The organism is Agromyces sp. H17E-10, from assembly GCF_022919715.1.
Lineage (GTDB): Bacteria > Actinomycetota > Actinomycetes > Actinomycetales > Microbacteriaceae > Agromyces.
Map to the genome: position 1 here is coordinate 252124 of NZ_CP095042.1, position 23118 is coordinate 275241.

Consider the following 23118-nt stretch of genomic DNA (forward strand, 5'->3'; position numbering starts at 1 on the left):
AGGCATCCCTCTCGATGCGAACGCTACCCCGCGAGGCCCAGCTCGCGCGCGATGACGAGCAGCTGCACCTCGTTCGTGCCCTCGCCGATCTCGAGGATCTTCGAGTCGCGGTAGTGCCGGGCGACGAGGGTCTCGTTCATGAAGCCCATGCCGCCGAAGATCTGGGTGGCGTCGCGCGAGTTCGCCATGGCCGCGTCGCTCGACACGAGCTTGGCCATCGCCGCCTCCTTCTTGAACGGGAGGCCGGCGTCGGCGCGCCGGGCCGCGTCGTGCCAGGCGAGGCGCGCGGTGTAGACGCGGGCCTGCATCTGGGCGATCGTGAACGCGATGTACTGGTGCGACGCGATCGGCACGCCGAAGACGTTGCGGGTCTTCGCGTAGGCGATCGCCTCGTCGAGGCAGCCCTGTGCGGCGCCGGTGGCGAGGGCGGCGATCGCGATGCGGCCCTCGTCGAGCGTCTGCAGGAAGTTCGCGAAGCCGCGGCCCCGCTCGCCCAGCAGGTTCGACGCGGGCACGCGCACGTCGTCGAACGTGAGCGGGTGCGTGTCGCTCGCGCGCCACCCTGCCTTGTCGTAACCGGGGGCGACCGTGAATCCGGGGGTGCCGTTCGGCACGATGATCGTCGAGAGCTCCTTCGAGACGGAGCCGTCGGGCCGGGTGCGCTCGCCCGTCACCGCGGTGACGGTGACGAACTTCGTGATCGGCGTGCCCGAGTTGGTGATGAACTGCTTCGAGCCGTTGATCACCCACTCGTCGCCGTCGAGCACGGCGGTCGTGCGGGTGGCGCCGGCGTCGGAGCCGGCCTCGGGCTCGGTCAGCCCGAACCCGCCGAGCGCCTTGCCGGCGACGAGGTCGGGCAGGTACTCGGCCTTCTGCTCGTCGGTGCCGTGGCGGTAGATCGGCATGGCACCGAGGCCGACGGCGGCCTCGAGCGTGATCGCGATCGACTGGTCGACGCGCGCGAGCGCCTCGATCGCGAGGCAGAGGGCGAGGTAGTCGCCGCCCTGTCCGCCGACCTCTTCGGGGAACGGCAGGCCGAACAGCCCGAGCTCGCCCATCTGCGCGACGACATCCATCGACAGCGTGTGGGTGCGGTCGGCCTCGTACGACTGGGGGGCGACGACGGTGTCGGCGAACTCGCAGACCATGTCGTACAGCTGCTGTTCCTCGGCGCTCAGCTCGGTGCTCACGTCGTGCTCCTCATTCCTGGTGGGGTGTTCACGGGCGGGCACCCTCGTGAGGTGCGCCCGACGATTCGGTGGTGGGGTTCGGTGCCGCGGATGCCTCTGCGGAGGCATCCACGCGGGCGACGGGCTGGTCGCGGGACACCTGCTGGCCCACGGCCACCTCGAGCCGGACGGTGCCGGCGACGGTCGCGGTGACTCGGTGCTCCATCTTCATCGCCTCGATCGCGACGACGGCGTCACCGGGCTCGACCCGGTCGCCGTCGGCCACGAGCACCGCGATGACGGTGCCGGGCATGGGCGCGCGGAGCTCGGGGTCGGCCAGGCCGCCGCGCTCGATCATCGCGAGGCGGGCGGCGAGCGCAGCACGGCGGTCGTCGGCGGGCACGCGCCAGGTACCGAGCGCCGTGTGCACCCAGAGTGCGCCGTCGGCGGCCTTCGCAGCAGTGATGCCGGATGCCTCGGGGCGCGGTCGCACGTTCTCGGTGCGCCCGATGCGCCAGTCGCGTGCGAGTTGCCACGCGCGACCGCCCGACGCACGGGCGGCGTCGATCGCCGCCTCGGCACGGACCGCCTTCGCGATCTCGAGCACCTCGCCCGGCAGGTTGTCGGACGAGGACTCGGGCATGCGATCGATGAGGCCCGTGTCGAGGTCGCCGTGCTGCACCGCGGGCTCGGCGAGGAGCCGGCGGAGGAACGCGATGTTCGTGTCGACGCCGAGCACCACGGTCTCGGCGAGCGCGGCGTCGAGTCGTGCGAGCGCCTCGGCCCGGTCGCCGCCGTAGGCGATCACCTTGGCGAGCATGGGGTCGTAGTCGGCCGTGATCACCTGGCCGGAGCGGATGCCCCCGTCGACGCGCACCCCGGCGCCGGCCGGCGCCCGCCACTCGAGCAGTTCGCCCGTCGACGGGAGGAACCCTCGCTCGGGGCTCTCCGCGTAGACGCGGGCCTCGACGGCGTGACCGGTCAGTCGGACGTCGGCCTGTCGGATGGCGAGGGGCCGGCCCGCCGCGACGTAGAGCTGCTGCGCGACGAGGTCGACGCCAATGACGAGTTCGGTGACGGGGTGCTCGACCTGCAGCCGGGTGTTCATCTCGATGAAGAAGAACTCGTCGGGTGCGGCGTCGGACACGAGGAACTCGACGGTGCCGGCGCCGAGGTAGTCGACGCTGCGAGCGGCTTCGCACGCCGCCTCTCCGATGCGGGCCCGGGTGGCTTCGTCGAGCAGTGGCGAGGGCGCCTCCTCGATCACCTTCTGGTGACGGCGCTGCAGCGAGCACTCGCGTTCGCCGAGGTGGATTACGTTGCCCGCGGCGTCGGCGAGCACCTGCACCTCGATGTGGCGCGGCCGTTCGATGAGCCGTTCGAGCAGGAGGGTGTCGTCGCCGAACGCGGCGCGGGCGATACGTCGGGCGGCGGGCAGGGCCGTCGCGAGCTCGTTCCGGTCCCGGGCGATCTGCATGCCCTTGCCGCCGCCGCCCGCAGAGGGCTTCACGAGCAGGGGGAACCCGATGCCCGCGGCGGCTTCGATGAGCGCGTCATCGTCGAGCGACGGGTCGGCGATGCCGGGCACCGTCGGCACGCCCGACGCGGCGACGTGCCGCTTCGCGCGGATCTTGTCGCCCATGATCTCGAGCGCACGCGCCCCGGGGCCGATGAAGACGATGCCGGCGTCGGCGCACGCGGCGGCGAAGCCCGCGTCCTCGGAGAGGAACCCGTAGCCGGGGTGGACGGCCTGCGCCCCGGTCGCGATCGCGGCGGCGATCAGCCGGTCGGCGTCGAGGTAGCTCTCGGCGGCCGCCGCCGGGCCGATGCGCACCGCGTCGTCGGCGAGCCGCACGTGCGGCGCGTCGGCGTCGGCGTCGGAGAACACGGCGATCGAGCGGATGCCGAGCCGACGCAGCGTGCGGATCACCCGGACCGCGATCTCGCCGCGGTTGGCGACGAGCACGCGGTCGAAGGGGCGATCGCCGGTCTCGGCGCTGAGCGTCGGCCGAGCATCGACCGGCGAAACCTCGAACGTGGCCATCCGCGCCTCTCTGCAACACTGCAGCGCGCCGTCCAGTTAGCGCGCACTAACTGGATTCGATGTTAGTGCTCGCTAACTGAAATGGCAAGCGACTCGGCGATGCGTTCGACCCCGTACTCGAATGCCGCCTCGACGTCGCCGCCCAGGCGGAACGCCCCCGAGAGCTCCATCGTCACGAAGCCGTTCGCCCACGCCGTGACGGTGCGCGCCGCCGAGAGCGCATCGGCCTCGCCGACGAGCGAGGTCGCGACGCGCAGCACGGGCGCGCTCGCCTCGGCCAGCAGCGCCTGCGACACCCCGCCGCCGCCGGGGGCGAACACGAGCCCGAACGCGACGGGCCGTTCATGGGCGAAGGCTCGGAGGGCTCGGGCGAGGGCCGCGAGCTCGGCGCGCGGGTCGCCGTCGACCGGGGCCGCCTCGCCGAGCCGCCGGGCGAGATCGCGGACCGTCGCTTCGGCGACGAGCTCGACGAGTGCGCCGCGGTTTCGGACGCGCTTGTAGAGCGAGGGCGCCCGCACGCCGACGCGCCCGGCGACGGCCTGCATCGTGAGCCCGTCGAGCCCGTGGGCCTCGACGATCGATCGGCCTGCTGCGACGATCTCGTCGAGTGAGGTGCGGTCGGGTGCGGGCATGTCGGACCCACTTTCTGGACGTCGGTCATCGGTGTCGGATCGAGTCTAGGCTATTGCGCATAGCCATGATGGCTATGTAGCATAGCCATCATCACCCGCCAACGACTCCAGAGGACGCCGGACATGCAGCTCGCCCCTTCACTCCACCGCATCGGCAACGACATCGTGGCCGTCTACCTCATCGACGCCCCCGATGGCGTCACCGTCATCGACGCGGGCCTCGCCGGCCAGTACCCCGAGCTTCTCGCCGAGCTCGAGACGATGGGTCGCAGCATCGACGATGTCCGCGGCGTCGTGCTCACGCACGGCGACACCGACCACATCGGGTTCGCCGAGCGACTCCGGCGCGATCACGGCGTCCCCGTCTACGTGCACGAGGCCGATGCGGCTCGGGCACGCGGCGAGGAGTCGACGAAGCCCGAGTGGGGGCACGTCAAGGTCGGCGCGACCGCGAAGTTCCTCTGGTACGCCGCCCGCAAGGGCGGGTTGAAGACGACCTACCTCGCCGACGTCGTGCCCGTGCGTGGCGGCGACGTGCTCGACCTGCCGGGTTCACCGCGCATCGTCGCGATGCCGGGCCACTCGGCCGGCAGCGTCGCGATCCACGTGCCGGCGGTCGACGCGGTCTTCGTCGGCGACGCGCTCACCACCCGTCATGTCCTCACAGGCGAACACGGCCCGCAGCCGGCCCCGTTCACCGACGACCCCGCCGAGGCGCTCGCCTCGCTGCACCACCTCGACGGCATCGGCGCAAGCTGGGTGCTGCCGGGCCACGGCACGCCGTGGAACGACGGCGTGCCCGCCATCGTCGCCGCGATCGAACGGTCGGCCGCCGCATCCGGTCGTTGACGGCGGCGCGCCGCTACATGCGGAAGAGCCCGAACGCCGGCTCGGGCAACGGCGTGCGGCTCGCGAGCTCGAGGGCGAGGGCGAGCGTCGTGCGGGTGTCCTCCGGGGCGATGATGCCGTCGTCCCAGAGGCGCGCGGTCGAGTGATACGGGCTGCCCTGGTCCTCGTACTGCGCACGGATCGGCGCACGGAACGCCTCCTCCGCGGCATCCGGCCAGGTCTCGCCCTTCACCGCGAGCTGGTCGCGCTTGACCGTCGCGAGCACCGACGCGGCCTGCTCACCGCCCATGACCGAGATGCGCGCATTGGGCCACATCCAGAGGAACCTCGGCGAGTACGCCCGGCCGCACATCGAGTAGTTGCCGGCTCCGAACGAACCGCCGATGACGACGGTGAGCTTCGGCACCCGGGTCGTGGCGACCGCGGTCACCATCTTCGCGCCATGCTTGGCGATGCCGCCGGCCTCGGCGTCGCGGCCCACCATGAAGCCCGAGATGTTCTGCAGGAAGAGGAGCGGGATGCCGCGCTGGTCGCACAGCTCGATGAAGTGCGCCCCCTTCATCGCCGACTCGCTGAACAGCACGCCGTTGTTCGCGACGATGCCGACCGGGTGGCCGTCGATGTGCGCGAAACCCGTGACGAGCGTGTCGCCGTACTCGGGCTTGAACTCGCTGAACTCGCTGCCGTCGACGAGACGTGCGATGACCTCGTGCACGTCGTACGGCTGCTGCACGTCGACCGGCACGGCGGCGGTGAGGCCCGACGGGTCGACGGCCGGCGGGCGCGGCTCGCGCACCGCCCATGCCCGCTCGGGCTGGGCGGGCAGCGTCGCGACCATGTCGCGCACGAGCTCGAGCGCGTGCTCGTCGTCTTCGGCGAGGTGGTCGGTGACGCCCGACACCCGCGAGTGCAGCTCTCCCCCGCCGAGCTCCTCGGGCGTCACGACCTCGCCGATCGCGGCCTTCACGAGCGGCGGACCGCCGAGGAAGATCGTTCCCTGGTTTCGCACGATCACGGTCTCGTCGCTCATCGCGGGCACGTAGGCGCCGCCCGCGGTGCACGAGCCGAGCACGGCCGCGAGCTGCGGGATGCGCATCGACGACAGCTGCGCCTGGTTGTAGAAGATGCGACCGAAGTGGTCGCGGTCGGGGAACACCTCGTCCTGCAGGGGCAGGAACGCGCCGCCCGAGTCGACGAGGTAGACGCACGGCAGGCGGTGCTCCTTGGCGATCTCCTGCGCGCGGAGGTGCTTCTTGACCGTCATCGGGTAGTAGGTGCCGCCCTTGACGGTCGCGTCGTTGCAGACGACCATGACGGGCCGGCCGTGCACGAGGCCGATGCCCGTGATGATGCCCGCACCCGGCGAGTCGCCGCCGTAGAGGCCGTCGGCGGCGAGCGGCGCGACCTCGAGGAACGGGCTGCCCTCGTCGAGCAGGCGGGCGACCCGGTCACGGGGCAGCAGCTTGCCGCGCGCCACGTGACGCTCGCGGGATGCCTCGGGGCCGCCGGCCGCGGCGGCGGCGAGCCGTTCGCGCAGTTCGTCGACGAGCGCCGCGTGCGCCGCGGCGTTCGCGCGTCCCGCGTCGCCGTTCGCATCGATGTGCGTGTGCAGCGTGCCCATGGTCGCCCCGTCTCGCTCGGTCCGTCGTCGGCGCGGCCGTCGGGCCAGTCGTCGTCGACGGCGCGCCCCCTTGTGGACGGCACGTGATTTCGGTTAGTGTGCACTAACTCGATTCCCGATGTTAGCGAGCGTTAACCGAGATGGCAAGCAGCCCCGCCCCCGTGCCCCCGATGCCGAACGAACCGGTCGCCCTGACCGAGCGCGGGCGGCAGAAGGCCGACCGGCGCGCCGCCATCCTCGCCGCCGCGGCGACCCTCTTCGCCGAGCGCGGCTACGCGGGCGTCACGATCGAGGACCTCGGCACCGCCGTGGGCGTCTCGGGGCCCGCGGTGTACCGGCACTTCTCCGGCAAGGCCGCCGTGCTCGCCGCGATCCTCGAGGGCGCCAGCCGCGCGCTGCTCGACGGCGCCGAACGCGTCCTCGGCGAGGCATCCGCCCCCGATGACGCACTGCGCGCACTCATCGCGCACCATGTCGACTTCGCGCTGGGCGAGGCCGACGTCATCCTCGTGCAGGACCGCGAGCTCGAGCAGCTCGACCGCGGCGCCCGCCACGAGGTCCGCCTCCTCCAGCGCCGGTACGTCGAGAACTGGGTCGACGTGCTCTCCAGACTCCGGCCCGATCGGGCCGAGGCGGAGCTCAGGGTCCGGGCACACGCCGCCTTCGGACTCCTGAACTCCACTCCGCACAGCGCCCGCATCCCCGGGCGCCGACCTGCCGAGGGCACCGTCCGCGGCATCCTGGAGGAGATGGCATGGGCGAGCCTCATGTCGTGACGCTGCGCGCGACCCGCGTCGGCGATCTCGATGCACTGTTCCTGATCGAGCGAGACCCCGTCGCGGTCGAGATGGCCGCGTTCACCCCGCCCGACCCGGGCGATCGCGCGACGTTCGACGCGCACTGGCGCCGGCTCTTCGCCGACCCGGGGGTCGACGCCCGCACCGTCCGGGCCGACGGCGACATCGTGGGCAGCGTCGCCCGCTGGCTCGACGAAGGAACGCCCGAGATCACCTACTGGATCGACCGTGCCTACTGGGGCCGCGGCATCGCGACGCGCGCGATGCGCCTCTTCCTCGACGCGCTCGGCGAACGGCCCGTGCGCGCACGCGTGGCCGCCGACAACGCCGGCTCGATCGCGGTGCTCGAGAAGCTCGGCTTCGAGCTCGCGGCGACCGAGTCGGGGTTCGCGAACGCGCGCGGCACCGAGATCGAGGAACGCGTCTACCTGCTCGCCTGACGGCGGACCGGCTGCTCACCTGACGGCGGACCCGGGCGGATGCCTCGGGTCCGGGCGACGCCCGTCTGCACCGGGCGCCGCGATCTGCGGTCAGTTGCCGGGCCGGGCGCCCTGCGCGGCCGCGAGCGCGTCGATGCGGCGCGCGAGTTCGACGTCGCGCGCCGTCACGCCGCCGACGTCGTGCGAGCTCAGTTCGAACGAGACGCGTCCCCAGCCGAGCTGCACGTCGGGGTGGTGGTTCAGCTCGTCGGCGACGGCGGCGACCTCGTCGAGCAGGGCGACGGCGCTCGCGAAGTCGTCGGTGCGATACGCGCCGTCGATGCGCTCGCCGGTGTGCACGAAGGCCGTGCCGGCGAGCTCGTCGGCGGTCTCGGCCGGGGTGAGGATCTGCCGCGGGTCCATAGCGTCATCATCCTCCCGTCAACCCGCGGCCGGTAGGGGGGCGACGCGGCGTGCACGACTCAGGATGCTGGACGCGACACGCCGCCACTCGCGTGCGAGTGACGGCGTGTCGTCGACGATCTCCTGAGTTGCGTACCGGCCTCGGTCACATCATGGTGAGCGCACGCCCCGGCTCGCGCAGGATCGCACCGATGTCGGCGAGGAACCGCGATCCCTGCTCGCCATCGACGAGCCGGTGGTCGAACGACAGGCTGAGCGTCATCATCTCGCGCAGCGCGATCTCGCCTCGGTGCTCCCACGGCTGTCGCCGCACGGCGCCCATCGCGAGGATCGCCGCCTCCCCGGGATTGAGGATCGGCGTACCTGCGTCGATGCCGAAGACGCCGATGTTCGTGATCGAGATCGTGCCGCCCGTGAGGTCGGCCGGACTCGTGCGCCCCGCGCGGGCGGTCTCGGCGAGCGCGGTGATCGCATCGGCGAGCCCGAGTAGCGTCATGCCGTCGGCGCCCTTGACGTTCGGCACTACGAGTCCGCGTTCGGTCGCCGCAGCGATGCCGAGGTTGACACCGCCGAACTGCACGATCTCCTGCGCCTCGTCGTCCCAGCGTGCGTTCACGTCGGGCGTGCGGCGCGCCGCGATGCAGACGGCCTTCGCGACGACCGCGAGGGGCGTGACCCGGTGCGCGGCGAACGCGCGATCCTCGCGCAGGCTCCGCACGAGCTCCATCGTCTCGGTGACGTCGACCGTGAGGAACTCGGTGACGTGCGGCGCGGTGAACGCGCTGCGCACCATCGCCGCTGCGGTGTGCTTGCGCACGCCGCGGATCGGGATGCGCGTCTCGATCGGGCGATCGGTCGCGGCCTGCGTCGAGGGGACGGGTGCGTCGGTCGCGCCGCCGCTCACGCCGACGGTCGATTCGGTCGCCCCGAACGAGGATGCCGCCTGCTCGACGTCGTCGCGCGTGATGAGTCCCCGCGGGCCGGTGCCCGTGAGGTGTTCGAGGTCGACCCCGAGATCGCGCGCCAGCTTGCGCACGGGCGGCGTCGAGCGGGGCCGCTCGGGGCGCTCCCCCGGCTGCACCGGCGCAACGGCCGCTGCCACGGTGTCGCCGGAACCGGAGGCCCCGGCGGGTGCCGGGGTGCGTCGATCGACCGACGCCGCGACGTGTTCGTCGACCGGGGCCGATGACTCGACGGGCGATGCCGCCACCACCGGCGCACGTCGGGCACGACGCTTCGGCCCGCCTTCGTCGCGAGCACCGTAGCCGACGAGCGTCGGCTCTGGGGCGTCGGCGACCGCGGGCGCCGCGGTCGCGGCATCCCCGCCTTCGACACCCGAGCCGGCCGGGACGGGCTCGCCCGTGTCGCACGAGAAGAGCGGTGCGCCCACGTTCACGGTCTCACCCTCGGCCGCGTGCAGCGCCGTGATGACGCCCGCATACGGCGTCGGCAGTTCGACGACGGCCTTCGCGGTCTCGACGTCGGCGACGATCTGGTTGAGCTCGACGCGGTCGCCGACGGCGACGCGCCAGGCGACGATCTCGCTCTCGGTCAGGCCCTCGCCGAGGTCGGGCAACGGGAAGTCGCGGATCATCGTCGTCATGCCTCCACTCCGCTCAGCGAGTTGGGACGCCCCAGCGCCCGGTCGACACCGTCGAGGATGCGATCGAGGTCGGGCAGGTGGTGCTTCTCGAGCTTCGCCGGCGGGTACGGGATGTCGTGCCCCGTGACGCGCACGGGCGCGGACTCGAGGAACTCGAAGCAGCGCTCGGTGATCGAAGCGACGATCTCGGCGCCCATGCCACCCTGCTGGCCCGCCTCGTGGGCGATCACGAGGCGGCCGGTACGTCGCACCGATGCCTCGACGGGCGCATAGTCGATCGGTGCGAGCGAACGCAGGTCGATGACCTCGATCGAGATGCCGTCCTCCGCGGCCGCGGTCGCCGCGTCGCGCGCGGTCTGCACGAGCGCGCCGTACGTCACGAGCGTGACGTCGTCGCCGCGGGTGATCGTCGAGGCGACACCCATGGGCGGTGCGTCGGCGAGGCTCGCGTCGAGGTCGACCTCGCCCTTCACGTGGTACCGGCGCTTCGGCTCGAAGAAGAGCACGGGGTCGTCGCTCGCGATCGCCTGCCGGATCATGACGTGCGCGTCGGCCGGGTTCGAGCACGCGACGACTCGAAGTCCCGCCGTGTGGGCGAAGTAGGCCTCGGGCGACTCCGAGTGGTGCTCGGCCGCGCCGATGCCGCCGCCGAACGGCACGCGGATCGTGATCGGCAGCTTCACGGTGCCGCGCGAACGATAGTGGAGCTTGGCGACCTGGGCGACGATCTGGTCGAACCCCGGGTAGATGAACCCGTCGAACTGGATCTCGACGACGGGCCGGAAGCCGCGGTACGCGAGCCCGACGGCGGTGCCGATGAGGCCGGCCTCGGACAGCGGCGAGTCGACGACGCGGTGCGCCCCGAACTCGGCCTTGAGCCCGTCGGTGACGCGGAACACGCCGCCGAGGGTGCCGATGTCCTCGCCCATGAGCACGACCTTCTCGTCGTCGGCGAGGGCGCGCCGGAGACCGGCGTTGATGGACTTCGCAAGGGTCAGCTGGGTCATCGCGCACCCCCCTCGGTGCCCGCGTCGTCGAACATCGCGAGGTATCGCGCGTAGTGGTCGCGCTGACGGTCGATGTGGCTGTTCGGCTCCGCGTAGACGTGGTCGAACACGGTGAGCGGCTCGGGGTCGGCGAGCGTCGTGATCGCGGCTCGCAGGTCGGCGGCGACGCGATCGGCTTCGGCCGAGACCTCCCGTTGCAGGCCCTCGACATCGACGCCCGACGCCTCGAGCAGGGCGAGCACGCGCGTGATCGGGTCGCGCTCGCGCCACTCGGCCACTTCGGGCTCGGTGCGGTAGCGCGTGGGGTCGTCGGCGGTCGTGTGCGGGCCGATCCGGTAGGTGACGGCCTCGATGAACGTCGGGCCCTCGCCCCGGCGAGCGCGATCGAGCGCGATGCGCGTCGCGGCGAGCACGGCGAGCACGTCATTGCCGTCGACCCGGATGCCGGGCATGCCGAAGCCGTCGGCGCGGCGCGCGATCGGCTGCTTCGACTGCAGGTCGACGGGCTCGGAGATCGCCCACTGGTTGTTCTGGCAGAAGAACACGACGGGAGCGTCGAAGCTCGCCGCGAACACGAGGGCTTCGTTGACGTCGCCCTCGCTCGTCGCGCCGTCGCCGAAGTAGGCGATCGCCGCGGTGTCGGTGCCCTCCCAGCGGGCGCCCATGGCGTAGCCGGTCGCGTGCAGCGCCTGCGCACCGATGATGATCTGCGGCACGGCCATGTTGTGCTCGTACGGGTTCCATCCGCTCGCCGCGGTGCCGCGCCAGACGCTCAGGAGCTCGGCGGGCTGCACGTCGCGCACCCACGCGACCGCGTGCTCGCGGTAGCTCGAGAAGACGAAGTCGTCGTCGCGGAGGGCCCGGGCCGAGCCGATCTGCGCGGCCTCCTGCCCTGCGAGCGGCGGCCACAGGCCCAGCTCGCCCTGGCGCTGCAGGGCGGTCGCCTCGGTGTCGAGCCTGCGAACCACGACCATGTCGCGATAGAGCTTCGCGAGCACGTCGAGGTCGATGTCGCGCACCCACGGGTCGTAGGCGTCGTCGCGCACGCGCTCGCCCGTCGGGGTGATCAGCTGGACGAACGGATCGGGGCGGGTCAACAGCCCCGTGGCGTCTCGGTCGGATGGGGTCATCGTCGATCCTCGCTTTCAGCGGGCCCGCTTCGTGGGCAGCCCGCACCGGCGGCTCTGCCGGATACGGCGAGCATACGTCGATCAGTCACACCGCTCAAGCTTCGCGAGGTCTGTTGAGCATGTTGCCAAACCGAGCCGCTCCATGCGGTGCTATCGTCTGGCGTTATGACCGGTTACGACTCCGTCGATCGCGCCCTGCTCTCGGCGCTCTCCCCCGACCCGCGGGCGACGGTGGTCGCCCTGGCCGATCGACTCGGCCTCTCGCGCAACACGGTGCAGGCGAGGATGGCCCGGCTCGAGGCATCCGGGGCCTTCCTGTCCTTCGAGCGCAGTATCGACCCGACCCCGCTCGGCTACCCGCTCGAGGCGTTCATCGCGGTGCACGTGCGGCAGAAACTGCTCGGCGAGGTGGTCGACCGCATCGCCGAGATCCCCGAGGTGATCCAGGCCCATGGACTCTCGGGCTCGATCGACCTGCTCGTCCGCGTGGTGTGCCGAGACGCCCACGACCTGTTCCGCATCGACGGCGAGATCCTCGCGGTCGACGGCGTCGAACGCACCGAGACGTCGCTCGCGATGGGCGAGCTCATCCCGTACCGACTGCGGCCGCTGCTCGAGCACTGACCACCGCCGGTCGCGGCGCCCGACAGGGTTGCAAAGAACCTCTTGCAAAGAAACCCTTGCAAATTATAGTTTGCAGCGATATCTTTGCATCATGACCGAGACGCCCGAGAACTTCGAGGACCAGCCGAGCAGCACCCGCCACCCCGGCATCGACCACGTGCTGTCGACGACCGCGCTGAAGTCGCTCGCCCATCCCCTGCGGGTGCGCATCTACGACGAGTTGTCGGCATTCGGTCCGCTCACCGCGAGCGGGCTCGGCGAGCGGCTCGGCGAGTCGAGCGGCTCGATGAGCTACCACCTGCGCCAGCTCGAACGTGCCGGCCTCATCCGAGAGGACGACTCGCGCGGCAAGGGTCGCGAGCGCTGGTGGGAGCGGGTACCCGGATCGGTGGCCATCCCCGACGCACGGTCATTGCCGGCTGGCAGCGCCGAGCGGCTCGCCGCGAAGCTCGTCGAAGACGAGTGGATGCACGCCCGCGAGCAGAACTATCGCCACTTCGTCGCCGACGGCGACCAGGTGTTCGGGCCCGAGTGGCTCGACGTCGCGACGGCCGACACGATCAACCTGCGACTGACCCCCGAGCAGCTCGCGGCACTCGTCGCCGAGGTCGACGCCGTCTTCCTGAAGTACGGCGACCTCTACAAGTTCACCCCGTCGCCGGGCTCGCGCCCGGTGCAGATCCACTTCAACGCCTTCCCGCTCGTGCGCGGGGAGGTCACCGACGACACCACGAAGGAGGAGCGATGATGACGAACGCGACGCTCTCCCCCTCGCCCCCGGGGCGGGTCCCCTCGCCCAGCTCGCCGTGCGCGGCGGACTCGGCCTGGCCGGCTGGGGCCTCCGGCTCGCGAGCCGGCGAGGCGACCGGGGACGCCAGCTCGACCGGCTCGAGGCGCGCGCCACGGCACGCCGGGCGCTCGCCGAGCGCGACGCCCTCATGGGCCGCGCGACGACCCGGCTGCTCTGAACCCACCGGCCCGCCTCGGTATCCACCTCAGCAGCCGAGACGACGGATGCCCCGCCCGAATGATTCGGGCGGGGCATCCGCATGCGTACTGCGCGTGATTACGCGTCGGCACCCTCGGCCGGAGCCTCGGCGTGCTCGCCGGTCGCACCGCGACCCTCGGAGTCCGCGTCCTCCTGCAGCACCGGAGCGAGCGAGAGCTTGCCGCGGTCGTCGATCTTCGTGATCTCGACGAGGATCTTCTGACCGACGCCGAGCACGTCTTCGACGTTCTCGACGCGCTTGCCGCCGGCGAGCTTGCGCACCTCCGAGATGTGGAGGAGGCCGTCCTTGCCGGGCAGCAGCGAGACGAACGCACCGAAGGCGGCGATCTTCACGACCGTGCCGAGGAACTGCTCGCCGACCTCGGGGTTGGTCGGGTTGGCGATCGCGTTGACCTGGGCGCGGGCGGCCTCGGCCGAGGGGCCGTCGGTCGCGCCGATGTAGACGGTGCCGTCCTCCTCGATGGAGATCTCGGCGCCGGTCTCGTCCTGGATCGCGTTGATCGTCTTGCCCTTCGGGCCGATCAGCTCACCGATCTTGTCGACGGGGATCTGCACGCTGATGACGCGCGGCGCGGTCGGCGCCATCTCGTCGGGCGCGTCGATCGCGGCGTTGAGCACGGCGAGGATCGTCGTGCGCGCTTCCTTCGCCTGCGTCAGCGCGCCGGCGAGCACCGAGGCGGGGATGCCGTCGAGCTTCGTGTCGAGCTGGATCGCGGTGACGAACTCGCTGGTGCCGGCGACCTTGAAGTCCATGTCGCCGAGCGCGTCTTCGGCACCGAGGATGTCGGTGAGCGCCGCGTAGCGGGTCTCACCGTCGACGGTGTCGGAGATGAGGCCCATCGCGATGCCCGCGACGGGGGCCTTCAGCGGCACACCCGCGTTGAGAAGCGACAGCGTCGACGCGCAGACCGAGCCCATCGAGGTCGAGCCGTTCGAGCCGAGCGCCTCCGAGACCTGGCGGATCGCGTAGGGGAACTCGTCGCGCGACGGCAGCACCGGCACGAGCGCGCGCTCGGCGAGGGCGCCGTGGCCGATCTCGCGACGCTTCGGCGAACCCACACGACCCGTCTCACCCGTCGAGTACGGCGGGAAGTTGTAGTTGTGCATGTAGCGCTTCTTCGTCACCGGCGACAGCGAGTCGATCTGCTGCTCCATCTTGAGCATGTTCAGCGTGGTGACGCCCAGGATCTGGGTCTCGCCGCGCTGGAAGATCGCCGAGCCGTGCACGCGGGGCACGACCTGCACCTCGGCGTCGAGCGGCCGGATGTCGGCGAGCCCGCGGCCGTCGATGCGGACGCCCTCTTCGAGGACGCGCGTGCGCATGACCTTCTTGGTGACCGACTTGTACGCGGCCGACACCTCGGCGTTGGCCGACTCGGGCAGTTCGCCCGCCTCGACCTTGGCCGCGATGTGCTCCTTGGTGCGCGCCTTGAGGGCGTCGTCGGCGTCCTGGCGCTCGACCTTGCCGGCGATCTGGTAGACGTCCTTGAGCTCGGCGGCGGCGAAGGCCGCGACGGCCTCCTTGACGTCGGCCTGGTAGGGCGGGTACGTCGGGTAGTCGGCGACGGGCTTCGCGGCGGTCTCCGCGACCTGGAGCTGCGCCTCGACGAGCTGCTTGATGAAGGGCTTCGACGACTCGATGCCCTGCGCGATGACCTCTTCGTTCGGCTTGACGGCGCCGCCCTGGATGAGATTCCACGCGTTGTCGGTCGCCTCGGCCTCGATCATCATGATCGCGACGTCCTGCGAGCCGTCGGCCTCGGTCACGACGCGGCCGGCGACGACCATGCTGAACACGGCCTCCTCGAGCTGCGAGTGCTTCGGGAACGCGACCCACTGGCCGTCGATGAGCGCGACGCGCACACCGGCGACGGGGCCCGAGAACGGCAGGCCCGAGAGCTGCGTCGAGAGCGACGCGGCGTTGATGGCGAGCACGTCGTAGAGCTCGTCGGGCTCGATCGCGAGCACCGTGACGACGACCTGGACCTCGTTGCGGAGGCCCTCGACGAACGAGGGGCGCAGCGGGCGGTCGATGAGGCGGCAGGTGAGGATCGCCTCGGTCGAGGGGCGGCCCTCGCGACGGAAGAACGAGCCGGGGATGCGGCCCGCCGCGTACATGCGCTCTTCGACGTCGATCGTCAGCGGGAAGAAGTCGAAGTGCTCCTTCGGCTGCTTCGAGACGGAGGTCGCCGAGAGCAGCATGGTCTCTTCGTCGATGTAGGCGACTGCCGAGCCCTGCGCCTGCTGGGCGAGGCGGCCGGTCTCGAAGCGGATGGTACGCGTGCCGAACTTGCCGTTGTCGATGACGGTCTCGGCGAACGTGATTTCAGGACCTTCCAAGAGGCCTCTCCTTTGTTTAACGTCGCACCCCGTGTGGGCGCGACTCGTACGAAGGAGCAGGAACAGGCATTACGAACCGCAAGAGCTTGCGTTCACGCTGGCCACCAGTAGAAGTCCACCGATGCGTGCTCGGTGATCCACCACAGGGGACCAGCTTCCTGCCGGCCTGCTCCAGACGGCCACCCGCGCGAAATGCACGGATCGCCGCCTGCAATGCTAGCAGAGCGGCGGTTTTCGGGCCGTGAACAGCGGATGCCGCGTGGCTGAACCCCGTCGGCCGGCCGAGCGTCTGCCGCGTCGGCGTGAGCGCGGGCCGCGGCATCCATGCCAGACTCGAGACCATGGCATCCGACGACGCGAAGCCCACCGGTCCCTCCGACGACACCAAGCGCAAGTTCCGCGAGGCGCTCGAGCGCAAGAACCAGGCCTCGAAGAAGCGCGAGGGCGAAGCGCACCTCGACGGCGGCGGGCAGGCGCACGACGCGCACGGCCCCGCCTCGCACAAGCGCGAGTTCCGGCGCAAGAGCGGCTGAGCGGCAGCTCGCCCCGGTCAACCCCTCGCGGTCGCGCGCCGGGAGGCGGATCATGGGCGGTACGCCGATCGTTTCGAGGAGGAACGCCATGGCCACCGTCGCACGAGTCACCACCATCACCGTCCGTTCGGAAGTGAGCTTCGACGACGCCGTCGCCGCGGGCGTCGCCCGCGCGGCGGAGACGCTGCGCAACGTGAGCGGCGCCTGGGTCAAGGAGCAGAAGGTCGAAGCGACCGACGGGCGGATCACCGCCTGGTCGGTGACGCTCGAGGTCACCTTCGTGCTCGACGACTGAGGGCCGGACCCCCACGCCGACAGCGCGATCCGGCGGAGGCGCGACCGCTCCCCCGCCGGAATCGCGTGGCTGGTGCGGTCAGACCGGTGCACCCCAGCTGAACGTGCCGGCCAGCATGATCGACGCCCCGCTTGTCAGGTCCTCGACCATGACGCTCGACCACGTGACCGCGGTCAGGGTCGAGGTCTGGCCTCCCGGGCAGTCGAGCACGTCGGCCGCTGCGGGCGGCGACAGCGTCAGCGAACCGACGAGGTTGCCGTTCTTGCCCGCGGTGAAGACGCCGCTCTCCGAGACGTCCGCGGAGACGGTCGTCTTCTTCGGGTCACTCGGGTTGTGTCCGCCACCGTTGATGCACTGGTAGGTGGCGTCGAGGTGCGCCGTCGCCTGGACGGTCTCCGTCGAGCCCGCCGACAGTCCGGCCTCCTTGAACTGCACGACGAGGCCGGTGCCGTCGGCAGATGCGCTCGTGGCGCTCTTGATGAAGTGCGGGCTGCCGCCCGCCATCGCCGGGCCCGCGCCGACGAGCACGAGCGCCGCGGCCGCGGCGAGCGCGGCCATGACCTTGCGAATGGACATGGTGAATCCTTCCGATCGGGTTTCGGCGACCCGGCCGTCTTCGACCCGCGAGACCTCGTGACCCGCCCCGATCGGAATGCGCGCGGTGATCGCAGCCCATCGGCCGCGTCTCGATTGCGAGCGTACGCCGGGCGAGCGTCGGCCTCCAGCATTTACCGACGATTCCTCATGTCTCTGGCGCCCCCAGAAGTGGGCACCGAATCGGCGGGCGACGCATCGCGCCGCCCGCCGATCGCGTGACTACTCCCCCGCAAGACCCCCGATGAGGTGGCCGAAGGGGCGGTCGAGCTGGAACGGGTCGTTCACGAGCTGCGACCGGTCGGTCCGTTCGACGAGGTCGGCGAACTCCTTCGCGCCGCGGAAGACGCGGTCGGGCAGCGAGCGCACGCCGTCGCCCTCGGCGCCGCCCCAGTCGCTCGTCGCGGCGAAGACGCCCGTCGTGACGGGCACCGCGTGCAGGTACGTGAAGAGCGGTCGGATCGCGTAGTCGATCGCGAGCGAGTGGCGCGGCGTGCCGCCCGTGGCCCCGATGAGCACCGGGAGGTCGGTGAGCGCCTGCGGGTCGATCACGTCGATGAACGACTTGAACAGGCCCGCGTAGCTCGTCGTGAAGATGGGCGTCACGGCGATGAGCCCGTCGGCCGACGCGACGGCGTCGAGCGCCTCCTCGAGCTTCGGCGGGGCGAAGCCGAGCAGCAGGTTGTTCGTGATGTCGTGGGCGAGCTCGCGCAGCTCGAACGTGCGCACCTCGGCCTCGACGCCGCGCTCGGCGAGCGCGGCCACCGCGTCGGCGGCGAGCCGGTCGGCGAGCTGCCGCGTCGAGCTCGGGGTCGAGAGCCCCGCCGAGACGACGACGATCTGCTTGGCGGTCATCGGGCCACCCCCTGACGGGTAGCGGCCGGGCCGAAGGCCGAGCCGGTCTGCGCGGTCGCCGGGTCACTCGCGACCGTGTCCTGGTAGGGCGAGCCGACCGTGAGGTTGTCGCCGCGGTTCGCGTTTGGCGTCGCCTGCCGGGGTGCGGCATCGCCGTACTTCGCCCGCACGAGCGAGTCGTGCGTCGGGGCATCCGGCACGTCGGCCGGCCGGTTCTTCGCGAACTCCTCGCGGAGCACCGGCACGACCTCGCCGCCGAGCAGGTCGAGCTGCTCGAGCACGGTCTTGAGCGGGAGCCCCGCGTGGTCGACGAGGAAGAGCTGGCGCTGGTAGTCGCCGACGTAGTCGCGGAAGCCGAGCGTGCGGTCGATGACCTCCTGCGGGCTGCCGACCGTGAGCGGCGTCTGCTGGCTGAACTCCTCGAGACTCGGGCCGTGCCCGTAGACGGGCGCGTTGTCGAAGTACGGACGGAAGTCGCGCACCGCGTCCTGCGAGTTCTTGCGCATGAACACCTGTCCGCCGAGGCCGACGATCGCCTGCGCGGCGGTGCCGTGCCCGTGGTGCTCGAAGCGCTGGCGGTAGAGGGCGATCATGCGCTGCGTGTGCGACGCCGGCCAGAAGATGTGGTTCGCGAAGAAGCCGTCACCGTAGAACGCGGCCTGCTCCGCGACCTCGGGCGTGCGGATCGAGCCGTGCCAGACGAACGGAGGCACGCCGTCGAGCGGACGCGGCGTCGAGGTGAAGCCCTGCAGCGGGGTGCGGAACTTGCCCGACCAGTCGACGACGTCCTCGCGCCACAGCCTGTGCAGCAGCTCGTAGTTCTCGACGGCGAGCGGCAGCCCCTGGCGGATGTCCTTGCCGAACCACGGGTACACGGGGCCCGTGTTGCCGCGGCCGAGCATGAGGTCGGCACGGCCGCCCGAGACGTGCTGCAGCATCGCGTAGTCCTCGGCGATCTTGACCGGGTCGTTCGTGGTGATGAGCGTGGTCGCGGTCGACAGCTGCAGGGTCGACGTCTGGCCCGCGATGTACGCGAGGGTCGTGGTGGGCGACGACGACCAGAACGGCGGGTTGTGGTGCTCGCCGAGTGCGAAGACGTCGAGGCCGACCTCTTCGGCGTGCTTCGCGATCGTCACGGTCGCCTGGATGCGCTCGGCCTCGGTCGGGGTACGACCGGTCGTCGGGTCCTGCGTGATGTCGCTGACGGTGAAGATACCGAACTGCATGATGCTGCTCCTGAGCTCATCTGGTGATGCGTCGATTCTATGCATTTGCATACATCGGGTCCAACGGGCTCCCCCGCCGAGGTATTCCCGATCCGCCCGATCGATGATCCTCGGCGTTACACTCGGGCTGGTGAGCACGATTTCGGTCGTCATTCCGAGTCTCGACGACGCGGAGTTCCTCATCGTATGCCTCCGCGCCCTCGCCGCGCAGACGCGCCCTGCCGACGAGGTGATCGTCGTCGACAACGGATCCGTCGACGACACCGCAGCGGTCGCGCGCTCGGCGGGTGCCCGCGTGCTCGTCGAAGCGACGCGCGGCATCTGGCCCGCGACCGCAACGGGCTTCGACGCCGCCCGCGGCGAGATCATCGCGCGGCTCGACGCCGACTCGGTCCCCGCCCCCGACTGGCTCGCCGAGGTCGAACGCCGCATGTCGGCACGCGACCGGCCCACGGTCGTGACGAACGGCGGCACCTTCTACGGCCGCACCGCCCTCGTGCGCTGGATCGCCCGCAACATCTACATCGGCGGGTACTTCACGGTGATCGGCCCGCTGCTCGGCCACCCGCCGATCTTCGGCTCGAACTACGCGATCCGCGCCGACGCCTGGCGACGCCTGCGCGACCTCGTGCACCGCGACCGGGCCGACGTGCACGACGACCTCGACCTCGCCTGGTGGATGCAGCCCGGCATGACCGTCGTCCGCGATCGGCGACTCGTGGTCGGGGTCTCCGCGCGGCCGTTCGACACGCCCTCGGGACTCTGGCGCAGAGTCCGGATGGCGTTCCACACGATGTCGGTCGAGTCGCGCGAGTGGCCGCCGCTCCGGCGACGCCGGGACCGGCGTCGCGCGCCCGCCTGGATCTGGGAGGCCCCCGAGCTGCGCGAGGGCTCACTGGAGCACGACGCCGACGGCGACGACGCGCTGCCCGCCTGACCCCTGGTGCGGGATGCTCCGGGCGACGGGAAGCTCCCGGCCGAGGCATCCCACCCCCGACGGCTGATCAGCTCAGCTGCCGGCGACCGATCCGCTCGCGGCGAACAGCCCCAGCATGTCGCGCACGAGCTGGTGCGGCGCGGTCTCGCACGGACTGTGTCCCGTCGGGTACGCCGCGAAGCGTGCGCCCAGCTCTCGTGCCGAGCGCTCGTGCAGCTCCCGCGGCCAGAGGTCGTGCTCGCCGACCGCGACGAGCTTCGGCACGGGGCTCGCCGCGAGTTCGGCGCGCACGTCGGGCGTGGCCATCATGAGCGCGATGATGTCGTCCACGCTGTCGCGGCGGGTGAGCGCGAACCGTTCGCGCACGAAGGCGAGGCGGCCCGGCGGCACCCTGTTGAGGTTGTTGCGGATGCCCCAGAGCATGAGCGCGGCACCCTGCCGCGGCGTCGTGAACCCGCTGAGCGCGCCGATGCGCTTCACCCCGCGGAAGGCCTGCCCGGGCTCGGGCGGCGAGCTCAGCAGGGTGAGGCTCGCGAACCGGTCGGGCCGCTCGAGGAGGGCGAGCCCAGCGAGCGTGCCCGCGAAGCTGTAGCCCAGCACGTGCGCGGCACCCGCACCGTCGTCGAGCACCGCGAGCAGGTCGTCGAGGAACAGGCGCTCGTCGTAGCGCGCGCGGGGCGGGTCGAGATTCCACGGGCCGGCCTCGAACGACTCGTACTGCCCGGCGAGGTCGAACGACTCGACCCGGTAGCCTGCCGCCGCGAACAGCGGGAGCATGATGGCGAAGTCCTCTTTCGACCCGGTCGCGCCCGGGATGAGCACGATGCGCGGGCCGTCGGCCGGGCCGAGGGCGATGCGCGCGAGCGGGCCGCTCGGACCGGCGAAGCTGCTGCGCTCGGTGCCCTCGGGCAGCACGTGCCAGTCCCGATCGGGCAGCGACTCGTCGAGCGCTCTCGCCTCGTCCTCCGCCGTCACGACCCCCACGATAGCGGCTGTGCGGTCGCTGCTGGGCGAGCGCTCAGTCAGGTCGCCTACGCTGGAGGGATGGCTACCGTCGCGCTCACCCTGGACACCTTCGAGAAGACCATCCTCGAGGGCGGCACCGTCTTCGTCGACTTCTGGGCGGCGTGGTGCGGCCCGTGCCGCCAGTTCGCGCCCAACTACGAGGCAGCCTCCGAGGCGAACCCCGACCTCGTGTTCGCGAAGGTCGACACGGAGGACCAGCAGCAGCTCGCCGCCGCCATGAACATCACGTCGATCCCGACGATCATGGCTTTCAAGGACGGCATCGGCGTGTTCGCCCAGGCCGGAGCACTCCCCCGCCCGATGCTCGACGAGCTCGTCTCGCAGGTGCGCGCCCTCGACATGGACCAGGTGCGCGAGCAGCTCGCTTCGCAGGAAGCCGGTGAGGCGACCGGCACCGACGGCGTCTGAGCCGCGGCCGGTCAGTCCTCGCCGGCCACCTCGCCGTTCGTCACGCCCGCATCGGTCAGCGCCCCTTCGAGCCCCGACAGATCGAGCTCGACGCCGAACGGGCGCCCGGAGCCGGTGATGCGCGCCGGCACCCGCGCGTAGCGTCGGGTCTGCGCGAGCGCGTCGAGCCGGTCGCGCCAGTGCGCGTCGACGGCGTCGCTGAGGAAGCCCGCGTGGCGCGGTCGGTCACCACCGACGAGCTGCACGCCGATGCGGTAGCGCCGCGTGAGCCAGCGGTTCGCCCGCGGCACGAGCACCGCGGCCTGGTCGGCCCCGCCGTGCAGGCGGGCGAGCTCGATCGCGGCCTGGTGACGGCGGGCATCGTTCACGGGCGCGATCGCCCGGACCTCGCGGTCCGCGTGTGGAGCATCGACGACGACGAGGCCGTCGAGCGCCGCGAGGTCACCCCACTGGTCGGGGTTGGTGCGGCGACGCGGCACGAGGCCCGCGACGACCCACGCCACGGCCGCGACGAGCGCGATCGTGAACGGCCAGAACAACCAGGCGGGCGACTCGGGGCGAATGACCGTCGTCGCGATGAGCAGCACGACGACGACGAGGTACGGCAGCGGTTCCCAGGCGAGCAGGGGCTTCCGGCGGGGGGCAGGCACGCAGAACAGGCTATCGCGCGGATGCCTCGGGGCCGGTGTCAGCGCAGGGCGTCGAGCCGGCCCGCCACCTCGTCGAGCACGCGCTCCTCGCCGGCGTAGATGCCGGTGCGGCGTGGCCAGTGCGAGACGACATCGGTGAAGCCGAGCTCCCGGGCGCGGCCGACCGCGTCGTCGAAGGCGTCGACACTCGCGAGGCTGAACCGCGCCTCCGAGTCGAGCGACAGGGTGCGCGCGACCGCCCGCGGCTCGCGACCGGCCGTCTCGCATGCCGCCTCGAGGCGCTCGACGAGCCGGGCGACCCCCCGCCACCAGGCATCCGTGCCGTCGTCGTCGCCGCCGGTCGTGATCCAGCCGTCGGCGGCCGAGGCCACGAGGGCGAGCCCGCGCGGGCCGTTCGCGGCGAGGTGCAGCGGCATCCGCGGGCGCTGGGCGGGCTCGCCCACCATCCGCGCGCCGTCGGCGGTGAACCAGTCGCCCGTGAACGAGATGCCGTCCGCGCCCGGCTCCTCGAAGCGGAGCAGCGCGTCGAGACCGTGCACGAACTCCTCGAAGCGGTCGGCCCGCTGTCGCGGCGTGAGCTCGGGCTGTCCGAGCACGTGCGCGTCGAATCCGGTGCCGCCCGACCCGATGCCGAGGAGCACCCGGCCACCGGCGATCTGGTCGACGGTCGCGATGTCCTTCGCGAGCGTCACCGGGTGACGGTAGTTCGGGTGCGAGACGAAGGTGCCGAGCCCGATGCGCTCGGTGACGGTCGCCGCGGCGGTCAGCGTCGGAACGGTCGCGTGCCAGCGCTCGCCCGCGAGGCTGCGCCACGCGAGGTGGTCGTAGGTCCACGCGTGGTCGAACCCGTAGGTCTCGGCCGCGCGCCAGTACCGGGCGGCGTCGGGCCAGTCGAACTGGGGCAGGATGACGATGCCGAAGCGCATG

General features: G+C 71.6%; 25 protein-coding genes. 10 read left to right on the top strand and 15 right to left on the bottom strand.

Annotated features, from left to right (window positions below):
* Nucleotides 1-23 precede the first annotated feature (23 nt).
* From MUN74_RS01215 to MUN74_RS01225, 3 genes are all read right to left on the bottom strand, one after another.
* Nucleotides 24-1148 (bottom strand): acyl-CoA dehydrogenase family protein, encoded by a 1125-nt coding sequence (locus MUN74_RS01215; protein WP_244856298.1) that lies wholly within the window; start codon nt 1146-1148, stop codon nt 24-26.
* A 70-nt stretch (nt 1149-1218) separates the two neighbouring features.
* Nucleotides 1219-3213: an acetyl/propionyl/methylcrotonyl-CoA carboxylase subunit alpha gene (locus MUN74_RS01220; protein ID WP_244854559.1), complete on the bottom strand. Its 1995-nt coding sequence runs from the start codon at nt 3211-3213 to the stop codon at nt 1219-1221.
* A gap of 62 nt (nt 3214-3275) precedes the next feature.
* The gene (locus MUN74_RS01225) at nt 3276-3845 is read right to left on the bottom strand and encodes a TetR/AcrR family transcriptional regulator (RefSeq protein WP_244854560.1); all 570 of its coding nucleotides are present in this window, start codon (nt 3843-3845) and stop codon (nt 3276-3278) included.
* Nucleotides 3846-3968: 123 nt separating this feature from the next.
* On the opposite strand from MUN74_RS01225, the gene MUN74_RS01230 reads away from it, so the two are divergent.
* Nucleotides 3969-4694 (top strand): MBL fold metallo-hydrolase, encoded by a 726-nt coding sequence (locus MUN74_RS01230; protein WP_244854561.1) that lies wholly within the window; start codon nt 3969-3971, stop codon nt 4692-4694.
* Nucleotides 4695-4707: 13 nt separating this feature from the next.
* On the opposite strand, the gene MUN74_RS01235 is transcribed toward MUN74_RS01230, so the two are convergent.
* Complete coding sequence (locus MUN74_RS01235) at nt 4708-6315, bottom strand: carboxyl transferase domain-containing protein (RefSeq protein WP_244854562.1); 1608 nt, start codon at nt 6313-6315, stop codon at nt 4708-4710.
* 140 nt (nt 6316-6455) lie between these two features.
* Here MUN74_RS01235 and MUN74_RS01240 point away from each other — a divergent pair, with 140 nt between their 5' ends.
* Complete coding sequence (locus MUN74_RS01240; protein ID WP_244854563.1) at nt 6456-7091, top strand: TetR/AcrR family transcriptional regulator; 636 nt, start codon at nt 6456-6458, stop codon at nt 7089-7091.
* Nucleotides 7070-7552: a GNAT family N-acetyltransferase gene (locus MUN74_RS01245; protein WP_244854564.1), complete on the top strand. Its 483-nt coding sequence runs from the start codon at nt 7070-7072 to the stop codon at nt 7550-7552. The genes MUN74_RS01240 and MUN74_RS01245 overlap by 22 nt, the downstream gene beginning before the upstream one ends.
* A gap of 90 nt (nt 7553-7642) precedes the next feature.
* Here MUN74_RS01245 and MUN74_RS01250 read toward each other — a convergent pair whose 3' ends face one another.
* The 4 genes from MUN74_RS01250 to pdhA all read right to left on the bottom strand — a co-directional run bounded on the left by MUN74_RS01250 (nt 7643) and on the right by pdhA (nt 11694).
* Nucleotides 7643-7954 carry a 4a-hydroxytetrahydrobiopterin dehydratase gene (locus tag MUN74_RS01250; protein ID WP_244854565.1) on the bottom strand — a complete coding sequence of 104 codons (312 nt, stop codon included), beginning with the start codon at nt 7952-7954 and terminating at the stop codon, nt 7643-7645.
* A 145-nt stretch (nt 7955-8099) separates the two neighbouring features.
* Nucleotides 8100-9548 carry a dihydrolipoamide acetyltransferase family protein gene (locus MUN74_RS01255; protein ID WP_244856300.1) on the bottom strand — a complete coding sequence of 483 codons (1449 nt, stop codon included), beginning with the start codon at nt 9546-9548 and terminating at the stop codon, nt 8100-8102.
* Nucleotides 9549-9553: 5 nt separating this feature from the next.
* Nucleotides 9554-10564 carry an alpha-ketoacid dehydrogenase subunit beta gene (locus tag MUN74_RS01260; RefSeq protein WP_244854566.1) on the bottom strand — a complete coding sequence of 337 codons (1011 nt, stop codon included), beginning with the start codon at nt 10562-10564 and terminating at the stop codon, nt 9554-9556.
* Complete coding sequence (gene pdhA / locus MUN74_RS01265; protein ID WP_244854567.1) at nt 10561-11694, bottom strand: pyruvate dehydrogenase (acetyl-transferring) E1 component subunit alpha; 1134 nt, start codon at nt 11692-11694, stop codon at nt 10561-10563. The genes MUN74_RS01260 and pdhA overlap by 4 nt, the downstream gene beginning before the upstream one ends.
* 165 nt (nt 11695-11859) lie before the next feature.
* On the opposite strand from pdhA, the gene MUN74_RS01270 reads away from it, so the two are divergent.
* From MUN74_RS01270 to MUN74_RS01280, 3 genes are all read left to right on the top strand, one after another.
* Nucleotides 11860-12318, top strand: a complete 459-nt coding sequence (locus MUN74_RS01270) for an Lrp/AsnC family transcriptional regulator (protein ID WP_244854568.1) — start codon at nt 11860-11862, stop codon at nt 12316-12318.
* A gap of 91 nt (nt 12319-12409) precedes the next feature.
* Nucleotides 12410-13066: an ArsR/SmtB family transcription factor gene (locus tag MUN74_RS01275; protein WP_244854569.1), complete on the top strand. Its 657-nt coding sequence runs from the start codon at nt 12410-12412 to the stop codon at nt 13064-13066.
* A gap of 58 nt (nt 13067-13124) precedes the next feature.
* The gene (locus tag MUN74_RS01280; protein WP_244854570.1) at nt 13125-13286 is read left to right on the top strand and encodes a hypothetical protein; all 162 of its coding nucleotides are present in this window, start codon (nt 13125-13127) and stop codon (nt 13284-13286) included.
* A 98-nt stretch (nt 13287-13384) separates the two neighbouring features.
* On the opposite strand, the gene MUN74_RS01285 is transcribed toward MUN74_RS01280, so the two are convergent.
* A complete protein-coding gene (locus MUN74_RS01285) occupies nt 13385-15667 on the bottom strand; it encodes a polyribonucleotide nucleotidyltransferase (protein ID WP_244854571.1) in 2283 nt (760 codons plus the stop codon).
* 341 nt (nt 15668-16008) lie between these two features.
* Here MUN74_RS01285 and MUN74_RS01290 point away from each other — a divergent pair, with 341 nt between their 5' ends.
* Together MUN74_RS01290 and MUN74_RS01295 are read left to right on the top strand one after the other, a co-directional pair.
* Nucleotides 16009-16200 (top strand): DUF5302 domain-containing protein, encoded by a 192-nt coding sequence (locus MUN74_RS01290; RefSeq protein WP_244854572.1) that lies wholly within the window; start codon nt 16009-16011, stop codon nt 16198-16200.
* A gap of 88 nt (nt 16201-16288) precedes the next feature.
* Nucleotides 16289-16495: a dodecin family protein gene (locus tag MUN74_RS01295; protein WP_244854573.1), complete on the top strand. Its 207-nt coding sequence runs from the start codon at nt 16289-16291 to the stop codon at nt 16493-16495.
* A gap of 78 nt (nt 16496-16573) precedes the next feature.
* On the opposite strand, the gene MUN74_RS01300 is transcribed toward MUN74_RS01295, so the two are convergent.
* The 3 genes from MUN74_RS01300 to MUN74_RS01310 all read right to left on the bottom strand — a co-directional run bounded on the left by MUN74_RS01300 (nt 16574) and on the right by MUN74_RS01310 (nt 19170).
* Nucleotides 16574-17071 carry a hypothetical protein gene (locus MUN74_RS01300; protein WP_244854574.1) on the bottom strand — a complete coding sequence of 166 codons (498 nt, stop codon included), beginning with the start codon at nt 17069-17071 and terminating at the stop codon, nt 16574-16576.
* 240 nt (nt 17072-17311) lie between these two features.
* Nucleotides 17312-17944 carry an FMN reductase gene (locus MUN74_RS01305; RefSeq protein WP_244854575.1) on the bottom strand — a complete coding sequence of 211 codons (633 nt, stop codon included), beginning with the start codon at nt 17942-17944 and terminating at the stop codon, nt 17312-17314.
* Nucleotides 17941-19170 carry an LLM class flavin-dependent oxidoreductase gene (locus MUN74_RS01310; RefSeq protein WP_244854576.1) on the bottom strand — a complete coding sequence of 410 codons (1230 nt, stop codon included), beginning with the start codon at nt 19168-19170 and terminating at the stop codon, nt 17941-17943. Before MUN74_RS01310 ends, MUN74_RS01305 begins: the two co-directional genes overlap by 4 nt.
* Nucleotides 19171-19300: 130 nt before the next feature.
* Here MUN74_RS01310 and MUN74_RS01315 point away from each other — a divergent pair, with 130 nt between their 5' ends.
* Nucleotides 19301-20107: a glycosyltransferase family 2 protein gene (locus MUN74_RS01315; RefSeq protein WP_244854577.1), complete on the top strand. Its 807-nt coding sequence runs from the start codon at nt 19301-19303 to the stop codon at nt 20105-20107.
* A 72-nt stretch (nt 20108-20179) separates the two neighbouring features.
* Here the strand turns inward: MUN74_RS01315 and MUN74_RS01320 are convergent, their stop codons facing one another.
* Nucleotides 20180-21082, bottom strand: a complete 903-nt coding sequence (locus tag MUN74_RS01320; RefSeq protein WP_244854578.1) for an alpha/beta fold hydrolase — start codon at nt 21080-21082, stop codon at nt 20180-20182.
* A 69-nt stretch (nt 21083-21151) separates the two neighbouring features.
* Between MUN74_RS01320 and MUN74_RS01325 the strand changes: the two genes are divergently transcribed.
* Nucleotides 21152-21541 (top strand): thioredoxin family protein, encoded by a 390-nt coding sequence (locus tag MUN74_RS01325; protein WP_244854579.1) that lies wholly within the window; start codon nt 21152-21154, stop codon nt 21539-21541.
* A gap of 11 nt (nt 21542-21552) precedes the next feature.
* Here the strand turns inward: MUN74_RS01325 and MUN74_RS01330 are convergent, their stop codons facing one another.
* Both MUN74_RS01330 and MUN74_RS01335 read right to left on the bottom strand, forming a co-directional pair.
* Nucleotides 21553-22191 carry a hypothetical protein gene (locus tag MUN74_RS01330; RefSeq protein WP_244854580.1) on the bottom strand — a complete coding sequence of 213 codons (639 nt, stop codon included), beginning with the start codon at nt 22189-22191 and terminating at the stop codon, nt 21553-21555.
* 38 nt (nt 22192-22229) lie between these two features.
* Complete coding sequence (locus tag MUN74_RS01335; protein WP_244854581.1) at nt 22230-23117, bottom strand: LLM class flavin-dependent oxidoreductase; 888 nt, start codon at nt 23115-23117, stop codon at nt 22230-22232.
* Nucleotide 23118: the final 1 nt, after the last annotated feature.

Bases quoted from the DNA above. Each gene is read 5' to 3' on its own strand.
- MUN74_RS01215 (WP_244856298.1), bottom strand. From the start codon at position 1,148: ATGGTCTGCGAGTTCGCCGACACCGTCGTCGCCCCCCAGTCGTACGAG.
- MUN74_RS01220 (WP_244854559.1), bottom strand. From the start codon at position 3,213: ATGGCCACGTTCGAGGTTTCGCCGGTCGATGCTCGGCCGACGCTCAGC.
- MUN74_RS01225 (WP_244854560.1), bottom strand. From the start codon at position 3,845: ATGCCCGCACCCGACCGCACCTCACTCGACGAGATCGTCGCAGCAGGC.
- MUN74_RS01230 (WP_244854561.1), top strand. From the start codon at position 3,969: ATGCAGCTCGCCCCTTCACTCCACCGCATCGGCAACGACATCGTGGCC.
- MUN74_RS01235 (WP_244854562.1), bottom strand. From the start codon at position 6,315: ATGGGCACGCTGCACACGCACATCGATGCGAACGGCGACGCGGGACGC.
- MUN74_RS01240 (WP_244854563.1), top strand. From the start codon at position 6,456: ATGGCAAGCAGCCCCGCCCCCGTGCCCCCGATGCCGAACGAACCGGTC.
- MUN74_RS01245 (WP_244854564.1), top strand. From the start codon at position 7,070: ATGGGCGAGCCTCATGTCGTGACGCTGCGCGCGACCCGCGTCGGCGAT.
- MUN74_RS01250 (WP_244854565.1), bottom strand. From the start codon at position 7,954: ATGGACCCGCGGCAGATCCTCACCCCGGCCGAGACCGCCGACGAGCTC.
- MUN74_RS01255 (WP_244856300.1), bottom strand. From the start codon at position 9,548: ATGATCCGCGACTTCCCGTTGCCCGACCTCGGCGAGGGCCTGACCGAG.
- MUN74_RS01260 (WP_244854566.1), bottom strand. From the start codon at position 10,564: ATGACCCAGCTGACCCTTGCGAAGTCCATCAACGCCGGTCTCCGGCGC.
- pdhA (WP_244854567.1), bottom strand. From the start codon at position 11,694: ATGACCCCATCCGACCGAGACGCCACGGGGCTGTTGACCCGCCCCGAT.
- MUN74_RS01270 (WP_244854568.1), top strand. From the start codon at position 11,860: ATGACCGGTTACGACTCCGTCGATCGCGCCCTGCTCTCGGCGCTCTCC.
- MUN74_RS01275 (WP_244854569.1), top strand. From the start codon at position 12,410: ATGACCGAGACGCCCGAGAACTTCGAGGACCAGCCGAGCAGCACCCGC.
- MUN74_RS01290 (WP_244854572.1), top strand. From the start codon at position 16,009: ATGGCATCCGACGACGCGAAGCCCACCGGTCCCTCCGACGACACCAAG.
- MUN74_RS01295 (WP_244854573.1), top strand. From the start codon at position 16,289: ATGGCCACCGTCGCACGAGTCACCACCATCACCGTCCGTTCGGAAGTG.
- MUN74_RS01300 (WP_244854574.1), bottom strand. From the start codon at position 17,071: ATGTCCATTCGCAAGGTCATGGCCGCGCTCGCCGCGGCCGCGGCGCTC.
- MUN74_RS01305 (WP_244854575.1), bottom strand. From the start codon at position 17,944: ATGACCGCCAAGCAGATCGTCGTCGTCTCGGCGGGGCTCTCGACCCCG.
- MUN74_RS01310 (WP_244854576.1), bottom strand. From the start codon at position 19,170: ATGCAGTTCGGTATCTTCACCGTCAGCGACATCACGCAGGACCCGACG.
- MUN74_RS01325 (WP_244854579.1), top strand. From the start codon at position 21,152: ATGGCTACCGTCGCGCTCACCCTGGACACCTTCGAGAAGACCATCCTC.
- MUN74_RS01335 (WP_244854581.1), bottom strand. From the start codon at position 23,117: ATGCGCTTCGGCATCGTCATCCTGCCCCAGTTCGACTGGCCCGACGCC.